The sequence below is a fragment of the Lentzea chajnantorensis genome (assembly GCF_054300775.1).
In genome coordinates this window covers 4,863,867-4,882,275 of the sequence record NZ_JBSDZT010000002.1, presented here as the reverse complement: position 1 = coordinate 4,882,275, position 18,409 = coordinate 4,863,867, and the positions used below count along the sequence as shown (strand labels likewise).

Below are 18,409 nucleotides of genomic sequence, written 5' to 3'. Positions count from 1 at the left end.
CCTTTCGTGTCGTGGTCCAGGGCGGGTCAGGCGCCCGCGGTCGAGTGCTGCGCCCTGGCCAGCCGCTCGACCAGGGCGAGGACGTCACCGAGCGTCATCAGCCCGGCGAGTGCCCCGTCCTCGATCTCCACGCCGAAGACCTCTTCGCAGCGCACGCGCAGCTCCACGAACCCGAGCGAGTCCATGCCGTAGCCCTCGCGGAGCTGGTCGTCGAGACCCATCCGGTCCTCGGGGATCTCGACCAGCACGTCGGCGGACAGGATGCGCTTGATCGTCTGCAACGAATTCATGAGCAGTTTCCCTACTTCTTCCGGGGGTTTCACCCAATTCCGGGAGGGGTTGTGTCGTCGTGCGTGCGAGTTGTCAGACCTCAGGCTCAATGAGGTGGAATAAGCCGGTAATGGTCGCGCGCAGCTCGATGCCCTGAAGCTACGCATCGACTTCGCCGACGGTCAACGCCCAGTGGGGTGTACTAGGACTTTTCATAGTTCAATCGGTCTCATATATGATCCGAACGGGTGTTTTTCAGGTTTCATAACTCCTTTGTGGACCCACTGTTTGCGCACGTAGAAGCCCTGATTACTGTTGAGCAGCGGATTCCATTGCTGTTAAAAGTGTTCGTGGTTGATGTTGCGGCTATCGACGACTCGTGCCAGCCTGATCGAGGCCGAGGCCTTGTGGACAACGAAGGCCGTGACAGGCGATCCGCAATTGCGGTCCCCGCGGCCACTCTCTCGCGCCTCACCCACCAATGCCCGAACGGGCAATTCAGTGCCCACATCTTCTGTCAACCGGATCGCGATACCCGCCGACTCCCGCGGCCCGGCATCGCGAAACCCGAAGGAGCTGCCGGAATGGTTCCCCCTTCGCGCCCGCTGACGGGCGCCACCGTGTTCGTCGGCGGTCCGATCCAGCACGCGCTGGTGCCGGGCGGCATGCTCGGCGCGGTCAGCGACCGGCTGCACGCGGCCATCGACCAGGTGGAGCGGGCGGGCGGCGCGGTGTTGTCCGCGCACGTCGCCGAGCGCTTCGGCGTCACCACCGCGGACTTCACCCCGGACCAGGTGTCCGAACGCGACTTCGGCTGGATGCGCGCGTGCGACGTGTTCGTGCCGGTGCTGCCGGTACTCGCCGACGGCACCCTGCTGCGCACCGACGGCACGCACATCGAGCTGGGCTGGGCCAGCGCTCTGGGCCGCCCGATCGTCGGGATCACCGAGCAGCCCTTCGCCGACTCGGCCAGCCACCTGCTCAAAGGCCTGGCACGGGTCGCCGACGCCGTCTTCCTGTCCGCGGCCGAGTTCGCGGAGGCGCCCGGCCTGCTGGTGGACGGCGTGCTCGCCGCCCTCGGCCGGGCCAGGACGGCGGCCTGAGGTGGGCACCACCGTGCTCGGCATCGACGTGACGTCGCCGGTGCTGGTCGGCTCGGGACTGCTCACCGACCAGGAACGCACCCTGCGCAGGATGCTGGACGCGGGCGCGGGCGCGGTGGTCACCAAGACCATCCACCCCAGCCCGCCGGCGGGCCTCGACGAGCGCATCATCCGGCTGCCCACCGGCATGATGAACAGCACCACCTACTCCAAGCGCCCTGTCGGGCACTGGCTTTCCGTGCTGCGCGGGATGGCGGCCGACGGCCTGCCGGTGATCGCCTCGCTGCACGCCGACAGCCCCGGGGAGCTCGCCGAGCTGGCCGCCGAGGTCGAGGGCACCGGCTGCCGCGCCCTGGAGCTGGGCATCTCGTGCCTCAACGAGGAGGACGGCCTGGAGGACACCCCGGAACGCGTCCACGCCTACACCGCGGCGGCCCGTGCCGCGACCACGATCCCGTTCGCCGTCAAGCTCGCCAGCGGCGAAGGGCTGCCGGCCAGGGCGGCGGCCGCCGAGGCCGCGGGCGCGGACGCGCTGACGCTCAGCGACACCCTGCCTGCCGCGGCCGTCGATCCCGACACCGGCCTGCTGCGCCTCGGTGGCACGTTCGGGTACTCCGGCCCCGGCATCAAACCGCTGGTGCTCGCCTCGATCTGGCGCCTGCGGCGTGCGGGTTTCACCCTGCCGGTGCTCGGTTCCGGCGGTGTCGAGTCCGGCCGGGACGTGCACGACTACCTGCGGGTCGGCGCTTGCGCCGCCCAGGTCTACACCGCGCTGCACACCGACCTCTACCCGACGCTGACCAGGATCGTCACCGAGACCGAGGTGCTCGACCGGACCCGGCGGGTGCCGTCGTGACGCCCCGGTCGACCGGGCCCCGGCTCTGCGACGTCAGCAGCGCCGAGGTGGTCGAGGCCACCGCGGGGCGCACGGTCGTGTGGCCGATCGGCTCGATCGAGCAGCACGGGCCGCACCTGCCGCTGTCCGTCGACTTCGTGCTGGCAGAGGCGTTCGCCCAGCAGATCGCCTACGAGCTCACCGCGCTCACGCTGCCGGTGCAGTCCATCGCGGCCCGGTCGCTACCGCAGAGCGGTGGCGGGCTGTCGTTCCCCGGCACCGTCCACGTGCGCGGGCGGTCGTTGCTGGACTTCCTGGTGGACGCGCTGGAATCGCTGTGCGCGTTGCCGTTCAAGAGGTTGCTGGTCGTCAACGGGCACTTCGAGAACGAGCCCTTCGTGTTCGAGGCGCTCGACGACGTCGCCAGGCGCCCGGCCGCCCACGGCAAGGAGTTCATGGCGCTGAGCTGGTGGAGCCTGGTCGACGACAGCTGGCTGGCCGAGCGCGTCCCCGCCTTCCCCGGCTGGCACGCCGAGCACGCCGGGCTCACCGAGACCAGCCTGATGCTGTTCCTGCGCCCCGACCTCGTGTCCGGGCTGCGCCTGGACCACGACCACCCGCCACGCGCAGGCGTCTACCTCCACCCCGCGGACGTGACCACCACGACCACCCACGGCATCCTCTCCAGCACCTCCGGCGCCTCCGCGTCATTCGGTGAGGAGCTGTTCTGGCACGTGGTGTCGTCCGCGGTCGACCTGGTGTCCCGAGGAGACGGACTGCTGCGCACACCGTCCGAGGAGGAACCGTGACCGATCAGCACGTGCCCACCGTCTGCGTGTGCAACGCCGTGGACACCTTGCGCGACTTCGCGATCCGCGCGGACGACGTCGATGCGCTGCTCGCCGAGTGCTACGCCCAGCAGGACCAGGCACTGTTCTGGGGCCCGCTGGACAAGGTGCTCGTCACCTACGAACCGATCGGCGACCTGGCCTGGCACCAGGAGTTCCTGGAGCTTCCCGGGGGTGGTGAACCTGTGGCCGTCGCGGTCGACGGGCTCGCTGTTCGCCGACATGATCGCCGACCCGGCGTTGACGGCCGCGCTCGCGGACCACGCCGGCCCCGGTCGCCGGATCCGGATCATCCCGCACACCACCACCGCCGACCTGTGGCTGTTCGCCGAGGTGCTGCGGGAACGGCACGGGGTCACCGCCGAGCTGCCGGAGAGCACGCCGGACCAGTCCCTGCGCGACCTGGCCGACACCAAGACCGGGCTGCGCGACCTCGCCGCGGATCTCGGCATGCTCGAAGGCCCGTTCCGCGTTCCGGCGGGTGAGCACCACGCCGGCCAGGAGGCGGTCACGGCCGCTGTGACGGCGATGCTCGCCGCGGGGACGCCGTGCATCGTGAAGGCCGACCGGGGCGAGGCGAGTCTCGGGCTGCTCATCTTCCAGCCGGGCGACACCGCCGAGCACGTGGCGCGCACGCTGGCCGGCAGCCAGTTCTACGCGGACGAACCGGTCGTGGTCGAGGAGTTCCTCGACGGCGACGTCGAGTTCCCGTCCGTGGAGTACGTGGTGCCCGAAACCGCGGAACCACGCCTTTGCTACACCACCGAGATGCTGTTCGAGGGTGCCACGCACCTGCGCGGCAACGTCACCTCGCGGGAGCTGCGCACGCGCTGGTGGTACCGGGCACTGGTCGACGGCGGGATGCGGCTGGCGCGGGAGCTCCAGCGGCGCGGTTACCGAGGCCACTTCGGCATCGACGCGATCGCCCGCGACGGCGTCGTGTACGCCCACGACCTCAACGCCCGCCGGACCGGGTCCACGCACGTGCACGAGTTCGGGTACGAGCTGATCGGGCCGGACTACCTGGAAACGACGACCGTCGCGAACTACGACTTCTACGGTCTGCCGACCGGCTTGACGCTGCCGGAACTGCTGCGGCAGCTCGGAAACCTGGTCGCCTCGCCCAGGCACGCCGGCCGCGGGGTGGTTCCGGCTGAGTTGACCGACCTCGGCTGCGGCAGACTGAGCTGCATGTTCTTCGCCCCCGGCATCGCCGAGCTGCACGACCTCATCGCGAAGACCAGGACGGCCCTGGGACTCTTCCGGTGACGTCGGCGACCGGTGTCGGCGCTGCCAGGCGGTGGCTGGTGCTCGCGGTGGTCCTGCTCTGCTTCCTCCCCGCTGCCGTCGACGTCACGATCCTGACCATCGCGGTGCCCACGCTCGCCGAGGCGCTCGACGCCTCCACCACCGAACTGCTGTGGGTGGTGGACGTCTACTCGTTGCTGATGATCGGCCTGGTCCTGGTCACCGGGCCGCTGGGAGACCGCATCGGTCATCGGCGGCTGCTGCTGATCGGGCTGGGTGTGTTCGGGGTGGCTTCCGCGTTCTCCTCACTGGCCGGCACGCCGCTCGCGCTCGTCGCCGGCCGGGCGTTGCTGGCGGTGGGAGCGGCGATGATCATCCCGGCGACGCTGGCGGTGATCCGGCAGACGTTCTCCGATCCGCGCGAGCACGCCGTCGCGATCGGCTGGTGGAGCGCGGTGGCGGCGGGGGCGTCGGCACTGGGGCCGGTGGCCGGCGGGTTCCTGCTGCACCACTTCTGGTGGGGCTCGACGTTCCTGGTCAACCTGCCGGTCGTGGCGGTGGCGGTACCGGCGGTGCTGCTGGTGCTGCGCAACAACCCGGAACCGGAGCCGCGGCCGTGGGAGGCGTTGTCGCCGGTGCTGGCGGTGATCGGTTCGGTGGGGACCGCCTACGCGGTCATCGCTCTCACCCACGACGGGGTGGGGGTGGCGGAGGTGGTCGTACCGGGCGCGGCCGGAGTCCTGGCGATCGTGGCGTTCCTGCGCCGGCAGCGCGTGCTGGAGCACCCTCTGCTCGACCTGTCGCTGTTCCGGCTGCCACCGTTGCGGGCCGGGGTCGTCATCTCGGTGCTGCCGGTGCTGGTGATGGTCGGGTTCGAGCTGCAACTGGTGCAGTACCTGCAACTGGCGCTCGGTCTGTCGCCGGCCGAGGCGGCGTGGCGGCTGCTGCCCATGCCGGTGGCGGCGGTGCTCGCGGGCCCGATCGGAGGATGGCTCCTGCCGCGGCTGGGCGCACGCCTGGCGGTACCGGGTGGCCTGGCCCTCGCCGCGGCGGGCTACGCGCTGGTGGCGTCGGACGTGGTGTTCGCGGGAGGACTCGTGCTTGTCGGGTTCGGCCACGGCCTGGTCCAGATGATCGCGTCCGACCTGGTCATGACGACCGCGCCGGAGCAGCAGGCCGGGGCGGCCGCGGGGATCGAGTCCGTGTCGTACGAGACCGGCGCGGCGGTGGGGATCGCCGTCCTCGGCACCGTGACCGCGGTGTTCTACCGCGAGCGGGCCGGAGGATCGGCCTCGTTGCTGGACGCTCGGAGCTCCGCCGCCGCGGCCGAGGCGCTCACCGGGGCTTTTCGCGGCATCACCTGGGTCGCGGCCGCTCTGGTCCTGTCGACCACCGCCGTCGTCGCTCGCTGGAGTGCCGGGCGTGCCGTGCGGTGAGGCAGCGGACGTCGGGCGCGCAAGGGATTCCTCTGTAGACGGTTCCCGTGGCACGGTGGCGGGGTGAGCAACCGAACCGGCCTCGCCCGCGTGCTCGACGACCTCGGCACGACGCTGATCGACCTGGTCCGCGGCGACCCCGCGCGGGCCGGTGGCATCGGCGGCGTGGTGATCGACGACCCGCACGACGACCAGGTGCTGCCGCCGCGCGCGCTGGTGCTCGGCGTCGGCGTGCGGGAACCGGCGGACGTGCGGGCCCGCCTCGACGAGCTGGGCGTGCTCGGCGCGGCCGGGCTCGTCGTGCGCGGCCCGGTCGTGCTGACCGACGAGGTCGCCGCGGCGGCCGACCGCTCCGGTGTGGCGCTGCTCGGGCTCGCGCCGGGGGCGTCGTGGACGCAGCTGGCCGCGCTGCTGCGGTCGTTGCTGGCCGAGGGCGAGGTCACCGACTCGGAGACACTGGGCGGCACCCCGGCCGGTGACCTGTTCGCGCTGGCCAACGCCGTCGCGTCGCTGATCAGCGCGCCGGTGACGATCGAGGACCGCAGCTCGCGGGTGCTCGCGTTCTCCGGGCGGCAGGAGCAGGCGGACGCCTCGCGCGTGCAGACGATCCTGGGGCGGCAGGTGCCCGCGCGGTACTCGCAGCTGTTGGAGGCACGCGGGGTGTTCCGCCGGCTCTACCGCAGCGACCAGCCCGTCTACATCTCGGACCTGCCCGACGACGACGGGGGTGTGTGCCTGCCCAGGGTCGCGGTCGCGGTGCGGGCGGGCGACGAGGTGCTCGGCTCGATCTGGGCGGCCGTGCGGGCGCCGCTGCCCGCGGACCGCGAGCTGGCGTTCTGCGACGCGGCCAAGCTCGTGGCGCTGCACCTGATGCGGCAGCGTGCGGGTGCCGACGTCGAACGCCGGTTGCGCGCGGACCTGGTCAGCACCGCGGTCGAGGGCGGTGCGGGTGCGGCGGAGGCGGTGCGCCGGCTCGGGCTGACCGACCAGGAGTGCGTGGTGCTCGTCCTCGCGCTCGCCGACTCGCACGTGGACGACCCGGCGGAGCACGCCCGGCTGCTGGCCGAACGCCAGCAGGTCGCGGACGCGTTCGCCATGCACCTCACGGCCGTCCACCCGCGTGCGGCCGCCGCGCTCGTCGGTGACGTCGCCTACGCGATCCTGCCCACCGAGTCCGAGGACCGGGCGCTGCGGATCGCCACGGACTTCCGCACCCGCATCGGCGACCGGGTCGTCGTCGGCGTCGGGCCGGTGGCCGACGGGCTGACCCTCGCCCGGTCCAAGGCGGGCGCCGACCTGGCGTTGCGGGTGCTGCGCGCCGGGCGGTCGCAGCGCGCGGTCGCACGGGTGTCCGACGTGCACAGCGAGGGCCTGCTGCTGGAGCTGGCCGACCTGATCGCCGAACGCGGCGACACCCTCACCGGCCCGGTGGCGCGGCTGATCGACTACGACCTCCGGCACAACGGCAACCTCGTGGAGACGCTCAGCGCGTGGCTGGACGCCTTCGGCGACGTCGCCGCCGCCTCGGCCGCCGTCTTCGTGCACCCCAACACGTTCCGCTACCGGCTGCGGCGCCTGGCCGAGGTGGGCGAAGCTCGACCTGACCGACCCGGACGCCCGGTTCGCGGCGATGCTGCAGCTGCGGCTGTGGCGTCCCGTGTGACGGACCGGGCCGGTCAGCACGCGTAGTGGAACGTCGTGACGATGCCGTGCCCGGTGAACTGGTGCAGCGCCATGCCCGGCGGGTGCTCGCGGTTCGCGGTCGGGTGGTCGCCGTCGAGGTTCGCCGCGGAGACGATGCCGGGCGCCACGAGCACGGGCACGCCCGCGAACTGCGCCACGCACGCGGTGTGGACGTGTCCGCAGAGGATCGCCGTGACGGTGCCGATGCGGTCGACGAGCGCTGCCAGCGCGTCCGCGTTCAGCAGCCGCATCGGGTCGACGTAGGTGTGGCCGATCTCCATCGGGGGCTGGTGGAACGCGAGCACCGTCCGCTCGGCGCCCGCGGCGAGCGCGGCCACCCGGTCGGCCTCCTCCTCGCGCAGCACGCCGTGGTTCTCCCCCGGCACGACCACGTCGACGCCGATCACCCGCAGCTCGCCCACGTCGAGCACCGGCACGGACGGCACCAGCGCGGGCACGTCGTGGTTGCCCGGCACCGCGAGCCACGGCAGCCGGCCCTCCATCACCGCGCTGAACTGCTCGTACTCGGGCTCGACGCCGTTGTCGGCGATGTCCCCGGTGAGCACGACCGCGTCCGGCTGCCGGTTCGCGGGCAGCAGGTCGAGCACCGCGCGGAGCCGGTCCGCCCGCTCCGGTGACCCGTCGAGGTGGCAGTCGCTGAGGTGCAGGAGAGTCGTCACCCGAGCTAGGCTAACGGTAAATCTGCATTTACCGTTAGCGGAGGCTTGGTGTTCACACTGCCGGACGGCACCGACGGCGTGACGGCGCTGGCGTTGGTCAGCACCATCGCCGACGACGGCAACGGCGGCGTGGCCGACCACCTCGCCACCGACGCGGAGGTGCACAACTGGGTCGCGAACCGCTTCCCCGGCGCGCTCGTGGTGCCGGACCGCGTGCGCACCCTGCGGTTCGCCGCGCGCTCGGCGTTCGCCGCCTCCGTGTTCCCGCACCCGCCGAGCCGGGTCGAGCGGACGCGGCGGATGAGCGACACCGAGGCCGCCGCCGTCCTGCACAACGCCGTCAACGCGCTGCGAGCCGAGACCGTCGTGACGATCGAGGACGGCGTCCGGCGCCGGCTGCAGACCGCGGCACGGGGTCCCGCGCTCGTCGAGGGCGCACTGGCCCTCGCGGTCGTCGAGTTCCTCACCGGCCCGCTCGCACCCCGCCTGCGTTCGTGCCAGGCCCCCAGGTGCGTGCGGTACTTCGTGCAGCAGCACGGCCGCCAGCAGTGGTGCAAAGCGTCGTGCGGCAACCGTGCGCGCGTAGCGAGGTTCGCGAGCCAACAGCAAGATCGTGGTTGACTCGGTCGCATGCTTCCGTGGGAGGGCGAACTCGCCGGCCGGCTCGACCGGCACACCGTCGAATCCGAGCTGCTGCGCGGCAACCCGCTCGGCGACCCGCACGAGCGCCCGCTGTGGGTGTACGTGCCGCCGGGCTACGACTCGTCCGACGAGCGCTACCCGGCCGTGTACGTGATCCAGGGCTACACCGGCCACCTGGGCATGTGGGCCAACCGCACGCCGTTCCGCCAGCCGTTCGTCGAGACCGCGGACGCCGTGTTCGCGAACGGCGCCCCGCCGTGCGTCGTCGTCTACGTCGACGCCTGGACCACCTACGGCGGCTCGCAGTTCGTCGACTCCCCCGGCACCGGCCGTTACCACTCGTACCTGTGCGACGAGATCGTGCCGTGGGTCGACGCGCACTACCGCACGATCCCGGCCCCGCAGTCCCGTGCCATCGCCGGCAAGTCCTCCGGCGGCTTCGGCGCGATGATCACCCCGATGCTGCGCCCCGACCTGTTCGGCGCACTGGCCACGCACGCGGGCGACACGCTTTACGAGTACTGCTACCTGCCCGACTTCGCCAAGGCTGTGCGTTTCCTACGCGCCTATGACCACGACATCCGCGCGTGGTGGGCCGATTTCCAGGGCCGTCCGGCCTTCACCAAGCCCGCGGACGCCACCCTCCTGAGCACCCTCGGCGTCGCGGCCTGCTTCTCCGCCCTCGACGACGGCACCCCGGAGCTGCCGTTCGACCCGGTGACCGGCGTCCTGCGCCCCGACGTGTGGCAGCGCTGGCTCGACCGGGACCCGGTCCGCATGGTCGCGACCCACGCCGGCGCAGTGCGCTCGTTGCACGCGGTGTGGATCGACGCGGGCCGCAGCGACGAGTACCACCTCGACCTGGGCGCCGAGGCGTTCCGCGCCGAGCTGGCCGCGGTGGGCGTGCCGGACGAGCGCGTCCACTTCGAGCTGTTCGACGCCGGTCACGCCGCCATCGACTACCGCTACCCGCTCTCGCTGGCCTGGCTGGCTGACCGGCTGGCACGACTTTCGTAGGGTTTCTGAACTCCGCGCGTCCCTGACGCCTGCGATGCTCCTCTTCAGCTCGTGACGGGCCCCTGCGCCCCGCGCACACTGCGCGGGGACAGCCCGCGAGAGTGTTGGAGGAATCGTGTTCGTGCGTACAAGAACACGCCTGCGTGCCGCGGTCATCGCCGCGGTCGTGGGCGCCGGGGTCCTGGCGGCGGCAACCCCGGCAGCGGCGGCACCCGCGGCGGGCAACCGGTCGTACCTGGTCATCACCGCACCCGGTGACACGGCGGGCGCCAAGTCCGCGGTCGCGAGCAACAGCGGCACGGTCTGGGCCTCCTACGACGCGATCGGCGTCGTCGTCGCCCACTCCGGTTCCGCGGACTTCGCGACCCGGATGCGGTCGGTGAGCGGCGTGCAGAAGGTCGGCGCGACCCGCACCTCCGACGTGCCCGCCGAGGCGGCGAACCCGGCCGTCCCGGCCGCCCCGGCGCAGGCCACACCCGCCGCCGGTGAGCCGGTGCGCACGGACATGAGCCAGATCGGCGCCGACCGCGCGTGGGCGGTCAACCAGGGCTCGCCCACCGTCACCGTCGGTGTGCTCGACACCGGTGTCGACGACCAGCACGCCGACCTCAAGGCCAACTTCGACGCGGCCAACTCGGCGTCGTGCGCCTACGGCAAGCTCGACACGCGCACGGGCTCGTGGCGTGACACGGACACGCACGGCACGCACGTCGCAGGCACGATCGCGGCCGCCAAGAACGGCGTGGGCATGGTCGGCGTGGCGCCGGGCGTGAAGATCGCGTCGGTGCGCATCGCGGAGAAGCCGAGCGGGTTGTTCTTCGCGGAGAACACCATCTGCGCCATGGTCTTCTCCGGTGACCGCGGCTTCGAGGTGACCAACAACAGCTACTACACCGATCCCTGGTTGTTCAACTGCCCGAGCAACGCCGACCAGGACGCGATCCTGGAGGGCATGAAGCGCGCCGTCGCCTACGCCGAGGGCAAGGGCGTGCTCACCGTCGCCGCCGCCGGCAACGAGAACTACAACCTGGCGGCCAAGTCCACGGACACGACCAGCCCCAACGACTCCACGCCCGCGACCCGCACGATCAGCAACGCCTGCCTGAGCGTGCCCGGTGAGCTCTCCGGCGTCGTCAGCGTCTCGTCGATCACCTCCTCGAACGCCAAGTCGTCGTTCTCGAACTTCGGCACCGACAAGATCCACGTCGCCGCCCCCGGTGACAGCGTCTACTCGACCGTCCCCGGCGGCCGGTTCGGTTCGAAGTCCGGCACGTCGATGGCCTCCCCGCACGTCGCGGGCGTCGCCGCACTCCTGAAGTCGGTCAACCCGACGGCCACCCCCGCGCAGCTGCGCACGCTGCTCGCGACCCAGGCCGACGACCTGTCCTGCTCCGACACCCGGTGCAGCGGCACCACCGCCAAGAACAACTTCTTCGGCGAGGGCCGCGTCGACGCGTTCGCCGCGGTCGACACCGGCACCACCCCGCCCGGCCAGACCTTCGAGAACACCGCCGACGTCGCCATCCCCGACGCCGGCTCGGCCGTGACCAGCTCGATCACCGTCTCCGGCCTCACCGGCAACGCCCCGGCCACGCTCAAGGTCGGCGTCGACGTCGTGCACACCTACCGCGGCGACCTGGTCATCGACCTCATCGCCCCGGACGGCACGGCGTACCGCCTGAAGGACTCCAGCACCTCCGACTCCGCGGACAACGTGGTGGAGACCTACACGACCAACGCCTCCAGCGAGGTCGCGAACGGCGTGTGGAAGCTGCAGGTGCGGGACACGTACCGCAGCGACACCGGCTACATCAACGCCTGGAAGCTGACCTTCTAGGCACAGCCGGGGGTGGGCCCGCGGCCACGGGCCCACCTCTCGCCGTCAGAAGCAGTAGCTCGCCTGCCGCCAACCGACCGGGCCGTTGACCGGCTGGTAGGCGAGCCCCCCGTAGGCGCACATGACCTGGTTGGAGCTCCCGTTGAGCTGTCCGGAGAAGGCGGACGACGCGTAGTAGGGGCCGGGGTTGCAGGCGTGGCCCCACGTGCTGGTGCCGTCGCCGGGGCGCACCGCCCACACCCGGATGCCGAGCGAGGGCACGGCGTACGCGGCACCGGAGTTCATCCGCACCCTGGCCCAGTTGATCTGGCAGCCGGTGCTCCACCGCAGGTCCACCCAGCCGAGGACGTTGCCGCTGATCTCCGGGTGGAGGATCGGCACGGTGCTCGCCGTGCCGTTCGCGGGACCACCGCTGCCGGCACAGCCACACCGCGGACAAGACTTCTCATCGTCGGTCCTTTCCTCCGTCAGTGGAATCGCTGGCCCGTCCGGGTGTTGCGCGTAATGCGCCGTGCTGTCGGACATGTGGACCAGTGAAGGGAATCGCCATTCAGGTCTAAGCGCGGACCGGGTTGGCCAACACGCTGTCCAGGCGTGGACAACAGGTCCGGACAACCGGAGGGATGCGCATGCCTCGTCCCGAACGGCCGATCGACGGGTCCACCGGTCCGGCCCAGCTGTTCGCCGCCGAGCTCAGGAAGCTGAGGGACGCGGCCGGTGGCGAGTCCTACCGCTCCATGGCGGCCAGGGTCCACTTATCCAAAGCGACCCCGTCGTCCGCTGCCAGCGGTCACCGCCTCCCCACCTGGGACGTCACGAAGGCGTACGTCCAGGCGTGCGGCGGTGAGGTGGACGAGTGGCGGCGCCGCTGGGTCCAGGCCCGCGCGGACCTCGGCCTGCCGCCGGACGAACCGGCCCCGGCCGCTCCCCGCGAACCCGAGCGGGCCGCCGGGAAGGCCGGCGCCGGACCGGCCATCGCCGCGGTGGTCGCCGTCCTGGTCGCGGCGGCGTTCGGAACAGCCCGGTGGTGGGGCGCGAACCGCACTCCACCGGAGACCTCGCCCCCGTCGGCGGACACGACGCCGAGGTTCGCCGGAACCGCGGCTCCGGTCGCCGACGGCGCCGACCCGAAGGAGTCCGGGTGCGCCTACGACCCGGAGGTGACCACGCTGGACAGCGTCGAGATCAACACCGCCCAGCGCAACTTCCTGGGCACCGCCGAGCTCCGCTACTCCCCGCGCTGCCGGGTCGCGTGGGGCCGGTTCACGCCCAGCGACCGGGTCACGTTCCTGAGGAGCGCGACCGTCACGATCGCGGCCGCGCGTCCGCGGACGACGACGAAGGGACTGCCCTACAGCACCGAGTTCGACGGGCAGGCCGTGTTCGGCAACATCCTGCTGACCGCGGACGGCTGCGTGCAGGTCACCGTCACCGTGGCCGCACCGTCCGGCGGTGGCACCAGCACGACCGGGTGCCGGCCTACCTGACGTCCTCGAACGTCTCGTGCCCGAGCACGCCCAGCAGCTGGATCTTGTCGAACGCCTCCGTGCGCGGCGGTGCGGTCAGCACCAGCAGCGCCTGCGACTGGTCCTCGGTGAACAGCGCCTGGCAGTCGACCTCGATCTCGCCCAGTTGCGGGTGCACCAGCACCTTGTGGTCCTCGAACCGCTTCGCGACCTCGTGGCGTTCCCACAGTTCCGCGAACTCGGCACTCTCTCGCGACAGCACACGCACCAGCTCGCCTGCACGCGAACGTGCGCCCATAGCGCCGTAGGCAGCTCGTAGGTTCGCGACTTGGGCGCGGGACTGGCGGTCGCGGTCGTGTTCGGGGTAGATCAGGCGTTCGTCCGGGTCGGTGAACCAGCGGTAGATGCCGCTGCGCGCCAGGCCGGTGAACTTCGACGAGTCGCCGTAGAGCGCGGCCGCGTGCCGGTTCTGCAGCAGCACTTCGCCGAGGTTGGAGAGGATCAACGCCGGGGTGTCGGTGAGGCGGTCCAGCACGCGTTGCAGCGCGGGGGCGACGTGGGTGCTGGTGACCGACGGGGACGGCGCGTTGCGGCCGGCGATGCGGAACAGGTAGTCGCGGGCGTCGTCGGTCAGGCGCAGCGCGCGGGCCAGTGCCGCCAGCATCTGCTCGCTCGGTTGCGGGCCGCGTTGTTGTTCAAGGCGCGTGTAGTAGTCCGTGGACATCGCGGCCAGTGCTGCGACCTCCTCGCGCCTGAGGCCCGCCGCTCGCCGACGTGCGCCCACGGGCAGACCGACGTCCTCCGGCCGGAGCTCTTCGCGTCGGCGGCGGAGGAAGGCTGCGAGTTCCACACGGTCCATGGCTTCAGTATCGGCGTGTGTGCGCCGTGAGCCAGGGATCGCCGATCCCCCGATAAGCGCTCTCTGCCGCGTGCGACGGCAACGGCAGAAGCTTTCACTCATGGACATCACCGGAAACACCGTCTTCATCCCCGGCGCCACCAGCGGCATCGGCCTGGCGCTCGCGCTGGCCCTGCACGAACGCGGCAACACCGTGGTCGTCGGTGGCCGCCGCACCGAGCTGCTGGAGCGCATCGCGGCCGAGCACCCCGGTGTCGAGACCGTGCGGATCGACACGGCCGACGCGGACAGCGTCAAGGACGCGGCCAAGGACGTGCTGGCGCGCTTCCCCGAGCTGAACGTCCTCATCACCATGGCGGGTGTCATGCGCGTGGAGGACTGGCGCCGGCCGGAGACCTTCCTGGAGTCGGCGGAGACGACCGTGACGACGAACCTCCTCGGGCCGATCCGCCTCATCGCGGCGTTCGTGGAGCACCTGCAGACGCGACCGGACGCCACCATCATGACCGTGTCGTCCGGGCTCGCGTTCGCGCCGCTCAAGGTGACGCCCAGCTACAACGCCACCAAGGCCGCGATCCACATGCTCAGCGAGACGCTGCGGCTGCAGCTGGCCGGCACCTCCGTGCAGGTGACCGAGCTGGAGCCGCCGTCGGTGCAGACGGACCTGCTGCCGGGCCAGGCCGACAACGACCACGCCATGCCGCTCGACGAGTACGTCGCCGAGGTCATGGGGATCATCGAGGCCCGGCCCGACGTGCGGGAGATCCAGGTGGAGCGGGTCAAGTTCCTGCGCTACGGCGAGGCCCGCGGCGACTACGACCAGGTCGTGGCCGCCCTCAACGCCGAGGACCCGCACGGCGACTGAACCAGGGGACTACCCGCGCAGGTAGGTGATGTAGGAGTCGGCGGCGGCGCGGGCCCGCTCGCGCAGTCCCTGCGGATCGGTCTTGGCCACCGCCTCGAACCCGTCGCAGGACTCCGAGAGCGTGGTCGCGCTCAGCGTCGCCGCCGCGATGTCGGGCAGCTCGGACTTGATGCACCGCACGGCCCGGCCCACCGCGTCCGGGCTGCAGAAGTCCTGCGGCGAGTAGCACTTCTCCACCAGGCCGTCGAGGACCGGCTTGGACCGCTCGAAGATCAGCTTCATGCCGGCGAGGTTGTTGATCGCCTGCGGGATCACGACCTCCCGCAGCTGTGTCACGTCCTGGCGCTCTGCTCCCGGTTGCAGCTGCGCCTGGCAGACGGGCTTGATGAACTCGTCGCGCACGATCGTGGCCATGGTCCCGACCGAGCTGGAGAGGTTGTCGTAGCAGGCGATCGCACTCGACGCGGTGGGCGCGAGCATGAGGGGAACCGTCGCGAACACTGCGGCCAAAGCGGTCTTGTTCATCATCGCCGTCCTTTGTGGAGTGTGCAGACGGCCGTCAGGTACCCGTTTCTCAGGAGGGGACGCCGGTTTCCGGCAACGGCGACCTCATCGGGTGATCCTCGGTCACTCCGCGTCGACGACGGCGCTGCCACAGCCCGGCCAGACACGCCACGAAAGCGGCACCGGTGAAGACGACGTGCAACGCGCCGCCGAACCTGGTGGCGATCGTCAGCGACGAGCGCAACGGCACGGTGTCCACCATCAGGTCGTCGGTGAACATCCCGGTCGACCGCACGACGCTGCCGTCCGGGCGCACGACCGCGCTCACGCCGCTGATGGCCGCGACCACGACCGCACGGCCGTGCTCGACCGCCCGCAGCCGGGCCATGCCGAGCTGCTGGTAGGTCATCTCGCCGCGGCCGTACCAGGCGTTGTTCGTCGGCACGACCAGCAGCTGCGCGCCCTCGGCCGCGGACTCGCGCAGCACGTAGTCGTAGGCCACCTCGTAGCAGATGCCGACGCCCACGCGGGTGCCCGCGACGTCCAGCAGGCCGGGTTCGCTGCCCGCCTTCAGGTCCTGCTGGTCGGCGAACGGCGTGACCAGCCGGGCGAGCGGGCGCAGCGGGATGTGCTCCGCGAACGGCACCAGCTCCTGCTTCGCGTAGGACTCCCCCCGGCCGCTGCCGGGACGCCACGCGATCACCGAGTTCTCGCCGTTCTTCAACGCGCTCACGAGCACCGGCACGCCGAGGTCGTCGACCATCCGGTCGAGCACCGGGTCGCGGTCGCCGGTGCGGGTCGCGCTCTCCGGCCACACCACCAGGTCGGGCTTCGGTCCCGGTCGTGCGGCCAGCTCCGCGGTCTTGCGCAGGTGGTTGGCGCGCAGCTCGGCGCCGGCGTCGAGCAGGCCGAGGCCGATGTCGGGTGCGTTGCCCTGCACGACGGCGACGGTGCGGGTGCCGTTCTCGGCGGCGACGGGCACGGTGACCAGCAGCGCGGCCAGCACCGGCAGCAGCGCCCACGACCGGCGCCACTCACGCGGCCGGCGCAGCCATGCGCCCAGCCCGAACCCGGTCACCACCACGGCGAACGTCACCAGCGGTGCGCCACCGAGGGACGCCAGCCGCCCGAACGGCCCGTCGACCTGCCCGAACGCGACCCGGCCCCACGGGAAGCCGTTGAACGGGATGAGCCCGCGCGCTGTCTCCTGGAGCACGAACAGCAGCGCCGCCCACACCGGTGCTCCCGGCAGCCGGGCGACCAGCGGGTACAGCGCGAACGCGGCCGAGACGAACAGCGCCATCAACGCCGAGAGCACGAGCCACGGCCACGGGCCGAACTCGGTGCCGAGGAAGTGCTGGATCCACCACAGGTGGGGCAGGAAGAACGCCAGCCCGAAGACGAAGCCCAGGCGGCCGGAACGCCCGTTCCGCAGGGTCAGCCACAGCACGAGGAACGCGGGCACCGCCAGCCACCACAGGGTGCGCGGCGGGAAGCTCGACGCCAGTGCGCCGCCGGCCAGTGCCGCGGCGCCGTACCGGCCCAGGTCAGCCCCGCGCACCGGGCACCCGGCTCACGACGAGGCGGCGCAGGACGAGGAACGCGCAGGCCACGAGCACGAGGCCGGCGCCGTAGCCGACCACCAGCTCGCCCACCCGGCCGGTGAAGTCCCCGGCCAGCGGCGGCACGAGCAGGGCGAACATCGTCACGGCCGCGGTGAGGCCGGTCCGCCACAGCCCCGCGGCCGCGAGCGGCACCACCGCCCACAGCAGGTACCACGGCTGCACCACCGGGCCCAGCACCACGATCACGCCCATCACCAGCCCCAGCGCCCTCACCTCGGAGATCCCGCCGCGCAGCTGGCGCGTCAGCACCACCGCGACGCCGCACAGGACCAGCACGAGCCCCGCGACCCGTCCCGCGGAGATCATCGCCTGACCACTCTCCGCACCGGACACCGCACCGGCCAGGAAGCCCGGCCAGTTGCTCGGCGCCATCCAGCTGGGCACCTTCGACGGCGTCCCGAGGGCCTGCACCCAGCCGAATCCGGCCCGACCGGCCAGTGAGGTCGCCACGGACACCAGGACGGCGGCCGCGACCATGGCGGCACCACTGAGCGTGAACCTCAGCAGCCCGCCGCCGAACCGGCGGGCCAGCGCCGTGCCGACGATCGCGAGCGCGGCCAGTGCCGGCAGCTTGACCTGCGCACCGAGCGCGATGAGCACGATCCCGGCCGTGACCGACCACCAGCGGGCGTCGTCGAGTGCGTCGAGCGCGACCACGGTGCCCGCGAGCATGAGACCGAGCATCAGGGCGTCGTTGTGCATGCCGCCGATGAGGTGCCACAGCACCAATGGGTTCAGCACGCCCAGCCACAACGCCGTGCGCTGCGACGCGCCCGCACGCGCGGCCAGCCGCGGCACCGCCCACACGACGAGCAGCAGGCCCAGCACCGCGGCGAGCCGGTGCAGGACGATGCCCGCGACCGGATCTCCGCCGGTGATCTCGGCGATGCCGCGCTCGACCGTGCCGAACAGCGGCCCGTACGGCGACGGCGTCTCCCGCCAGTGGCCGCTGACCCGTGCGACGGCCTCGGCGCTCGCACCGGCCGCGGGGCTGACGACGTTCGGGTCGAACCCGCGGGCGGCCACCTCCCCCTGCGCGAGGTAGCTGTACACATCAAGGCTGAACAGCGGCGGTGCCGGCACCAACGGGGCACACCACCACACAAGCGTGCGGCGCAGCCACGTGACCGGGCGCTTCGTGCGGCCGAGCAGCACCCACGCCAGCACGACCAGCCCCGCGCCCGCGATGGCGGCGGCCAGCCCGGCGGCGCCCGCTCCCGCCGTGACCGCCCACGCCCCGCCGGTCAGCAGCACCGCACCGCCGGCACCGGTCCAGCGCAGCAGCTCCGCCTCGGGAGCGGGTGCCAGTGAGCGGGGAAGGGCCGCCGTTGCCGTCTGCACGGAACAGACAGTGCTTTCCGGACAGATCGTCCCGCGTCACCCCGCGGTCGCTGCCGGGCGTACGACCTGAGGATGACGTTGATCATCCGGTGGTCGCGCAACCTCCTGCCGGGCCGCCGCCACCAGTGCCGACACCGGTTCACCCGGCGG

Annotated in this window: 17 protein-coding genes and 1 pseudogene; 11 read left to right on the top strand and 7 right to left on the bottom strand. The window is 71.9% G+C overall.

Going from position 1 to position 18,409, the window contains the following annotated elements:
• Positions 1 to 26: 26 nt before the first annotated feature.
• Complete coding sequence (locus ACVDFE_RS24285) at positions 27 to 290, bottom strand: acyl carrier protein (RefSeq protein WP_458431970.1); 264 nt, start codon at positions 288 to 290, stop codon at positions 27 to 29.
• A 564-nt stretch (positions 291 to 854) separates the two neighbouring features.
• Between ACVDFE_RS24285 and ACVDFE_RS24280 the strand changes: the two genes are divergently transcribed.
• From ACVDFE_RS24280 to ACVDFE_RS24255, 6 genes and pseudogenes are all read left to right on the top strand, one after another.
• Entirely contained in the window at positions 855 to 1,373 is a 519-nt protein-coding gene (locus tag ACVDFE_RS24280) for a hypothetical protein (RefSeq protein ID WP_360388833.1), read from the top strand.
• 1 nt (position 1,374) lies between these two features.
• Positions 1,375 to 2,229, top strand: a complete 855-nt coding sequence (locus tag ACVDFE_RS24275) for a hypothetical protein (RefSeq protein WP_458431969.1) — start codon at positions 1,375 to 1,377, stop codon at positions 2,227 to 2,229.
• Positions 2,226 to 3,017: a creatininase family protein gene (locus ACVDFE_RS24270; RefSeq protein ID WP_458431968.1), complete on the top strand. Its 792-nt coding sequence runs from the start codon at positions 2,226 to 2,228 to the stop codon at positions 3,015 to 3,017. The genes ACVDFE_RS24275 and ACVDFE_RS24270 overlap by 4 nt, the downstream gene beginning before the upstream one ends.
• 213 nt (positions 3,018 to 3,230) lie before the next feature.
• Positions 3,231 to 4,325 (top strand): hypothetical protein, encoded by a 1,095-nt coding sequence (locus tag ACVDFE_RS24265; protein ID WP_458431967.1) that lies wholly within the window; start codon positions 3,231 to 3,233, stop codon positions 4,323 to 4,325.
• Positions 4,322 to 5,740 (top strand): MFS transporter, encoded by a 1,419-nt coding sequence (locus tag ACVDFE_RS24260; protein ID WP_458431966.1) that lies wholly within the window; start codon positions 4,322 to 4,324, stop codon positions 5,738 to 5,740. The genes ACVDFE_RS24265 and ACVDFE_RS24260 overlap by 4 nt, the downstream gene beginning before the upstream one ends.
• Before the next feature lie 63 nt (positions 5,741 to 5,803).
• Positions 5,804 to 7,403: pseudogene (locus tag ACVDFE_RS24255) on the top strand (PucR family transcriptional regulator).
• A gap of 13 nt (positions 7,404 to 7,416) precedes the next feature.
• Here ACVDFE_RS24255 and ACVDFE_RS24250 read toward each other — a convergent pair.
• Positions 7,417 to 8,103: a metallophosphoesterase family protein gene (locus ACVDFE_RS24250; RefSeq protein WP_360388849.1), complete on the bottom strand. Its 687-nt coding sequence runs from the start codon at positions 8,101 to 8,103 to the stop codon at positions 7,417 to 7,419.
• 48 nt (positions 8,104 to 8,151) lie between these two features.
• Between ACVDFE_RS24250 and ACVDFE_RS24245 the strand changes: the two genes are divergently transcribed.
• From ACVDFE_RS24245 to ACVDFE_RS24235, 3 genes are all read left to right on the top strand, one after another.
• A complete protein-coding gene (locus ACVDFE_RS24245) occupies positions 8,152 to 8,724 on the top strand; it encodes a CGNR zinc finger domain-containing protein (RefSeq protein ID WP_360388852.1) in 573 nt (190 codons plus the stop codon).
• Between the two features lie 9 nt (positions 8,725 to 8,733).
• Entirely contained in the window at positions 8,734 to 9,762 is a 1,029-nt protein-coding gene (locus ACVDFE_RS24240) for an alpha/beta hydrolase-fold protein (protein WP_360388855.1), read from the top strand.
• 121 nt (positions 9,763 to 9,883) lie between these two features.
• On the top strand, positions 9,884 to 11,599 hold the full coding sequence (locus tag ACVDFE_RS24235) for a S8 family peptidase (protein ID WP_458431965.1): 1,716 nt from the start codon (positions 9,884 to 9,886) through the stop codon (positions 11,597 to 11,599).
• 45 nt (positions 11,600 to 11,644) lie between these two features.
• Here the strand turns inward: ACVDFE_RS24235 and ACVDFE_RS24230 are convergent, their stop codons facing one another.
• Positions 11,645 to 11,980, bottom strand: coding sequence for a hypothetical protein (locus ACVDFE_RS24230; protein WP_458431964.1), 336 nt, complete (start codon positions 11,978 to 11,980; stop codon positions 11,645 to 11,647).
• A gap of 248 nt (positions 11,981 to 12,228) precedes the next feature.
• Here ACVDFE_RS24230 and ACVDFE_RS24225 point away from each other — a divergent pair, with 248 nt between their 5' ends.
• Positions 12,229 to 13,086, top strand: a complete 858-nt coding sequence (locus tag ACVDFE_RS24225) for a helix-turn-helix domain-containing protein (protein ID WP_458431963.1) — start codon at positions 12,229 to 12,231, stop codon at positions 13,084 to 13,086.
• Here the strand turns inward: ACVDFE_RS24225 and ACVDFE_RS24220 are convergent.
• A complete protein-coding gene (locus ACVDFE_RS24220) occupies positions 13,079 to 13,924 on the bottom strand; it encodes an MmyB family transcriptional regulator (protein ID WP_360388864.1) in 846 nt (281 codons plus the stop codon). The two genes, ACVDFE_RS24225 and ACVDFE_RS24220, sit on opposite strands and share 8 nt — an antisense overlap.
• Positions 13,925 to 14,024: 100 nt before the next feature.
• Here ACVDFE_RS24220 and ACVDFE_RS24215 point away from each other — a divergent pair, with 100 nt between their 5' ends.
• Positions 14,025 to 14,789: an SDR family oxidoreductase gene (locus ACVDFE_RS24215; RefSeq protein WP_458431962.1), complete on the top strand. Its 765-nt coding sequence runs from the start codon at positions 14,025 to 14,027 to the stop codon at positions 14,787 to 14,789.
• 9 nt (positions 14,790 to 14,798) lie between these two features.
• Here the strand turns inward: ACVDFE_RS24215 and ACVDFE_RS24210 are convergent, their stop codons facing one another.
• Genes ACVDFE_RS24210 through mptB form a run of 3 tightly spaced genes read right to left on the bottom strand, consistent with a single transcriptional unit; the run spans position 14,799 to position 18,259 of the window.
• Positions 14,799 to 15,314, bottom strand: coding sequence for a hypothetical protein (locus tag ACVDFE_RS24210; RefSeq protein ID WP_458431961.1), 516 nt, complete (start codon positions 15,312 to 15,314; stop codon positions 14,799 to 14,801).
• Between the two features lie 49 nt (positions 15,315 to 15,363).
• Complete coding sequence (gene lnt / locus ACVDFE_RS24205; RefSeq protein WP_458431960.1) at positions 15,364 to 16,854, bottom strand: apolipoprotein N-acyltransferase; 1,491 nt, start codon at positions 16,852 to 16,854, stop codon at positions 15,364 to 15,366.
• Positions 16,841 to 18,259 (bottom strand): polyprenol phosphomannose-dependent alpha 1,6 mannosyltransferase MptB, encoded by a 1,419-nt coding sequence (gene mptB, locus ACVDFE_RS24200; RefSeq protein ID WP_458431959.1) that lies wholly within the window; start codon positions 18,257 to 18,259, stop codon positions 16,841 to 16,843. Before mptB ends, lnt begins: the two co-directional genes overlap by 14 nt.
• Positions 18,260 to 18,409: the final 150 nt, after the last annotated feature.

Excerpts from the sequence above, each read along its gene's own strand:
- ACVDFE_RS24285 (WP_458431970.1), bottom strand. The coding sequence starts at position 290 with ATGAATTCGTTGCAGACGATCAAGCGCATCCTGTCCGCCGACGTGCTG.
- ACVDFE_RS24280 (WP_360388833.1), top strand. The coding sequence starts at position 855 with ATGGTTCCCCCTTCGCGCCCGCTGACGGGCGCCACCGTGTTCGTCGGC.
- ACVDFE_RS24240 (WP_360388855.1), top strand. The coding sequence starts at position 8,734 with ATGCTTCCGTGGGAGGGCGAACTCGCCGGCCGGCTCGACCGGCACACC.
- ACVDFE_RS24210 (WP_458431961.1), bottom strand. The coding sequence starts at position 15,314 with ATGAACAAGACCGCTTTGGCCGCAGTGTTCGCGACGGTTCCCCTCATG.
- ACVDFE_RS24215 (WP_458431962.1), top strand. The coding sequence starts at position 14,025 with ATGGACATCACCGGAAACACCGTCTTCATCCCCGGCGCCACCAGCGGC.
- ACVDFE_RS24225 (WP_458431963.1), top strand. The coding sequence starts at position 12,229 with ATGCCTCGTCCCGAACGGCCGATCGACGGGTCCACCGGTCCGGCCCAG.
- ACVDFE_RS24220 (WP_360388864.1), bottom strand. The coding sequence starts at position 13,924 with ATGGACCGTGTGGAACTCGCAGCCTTCCTCCGCCGCCGACGCGAAGAG.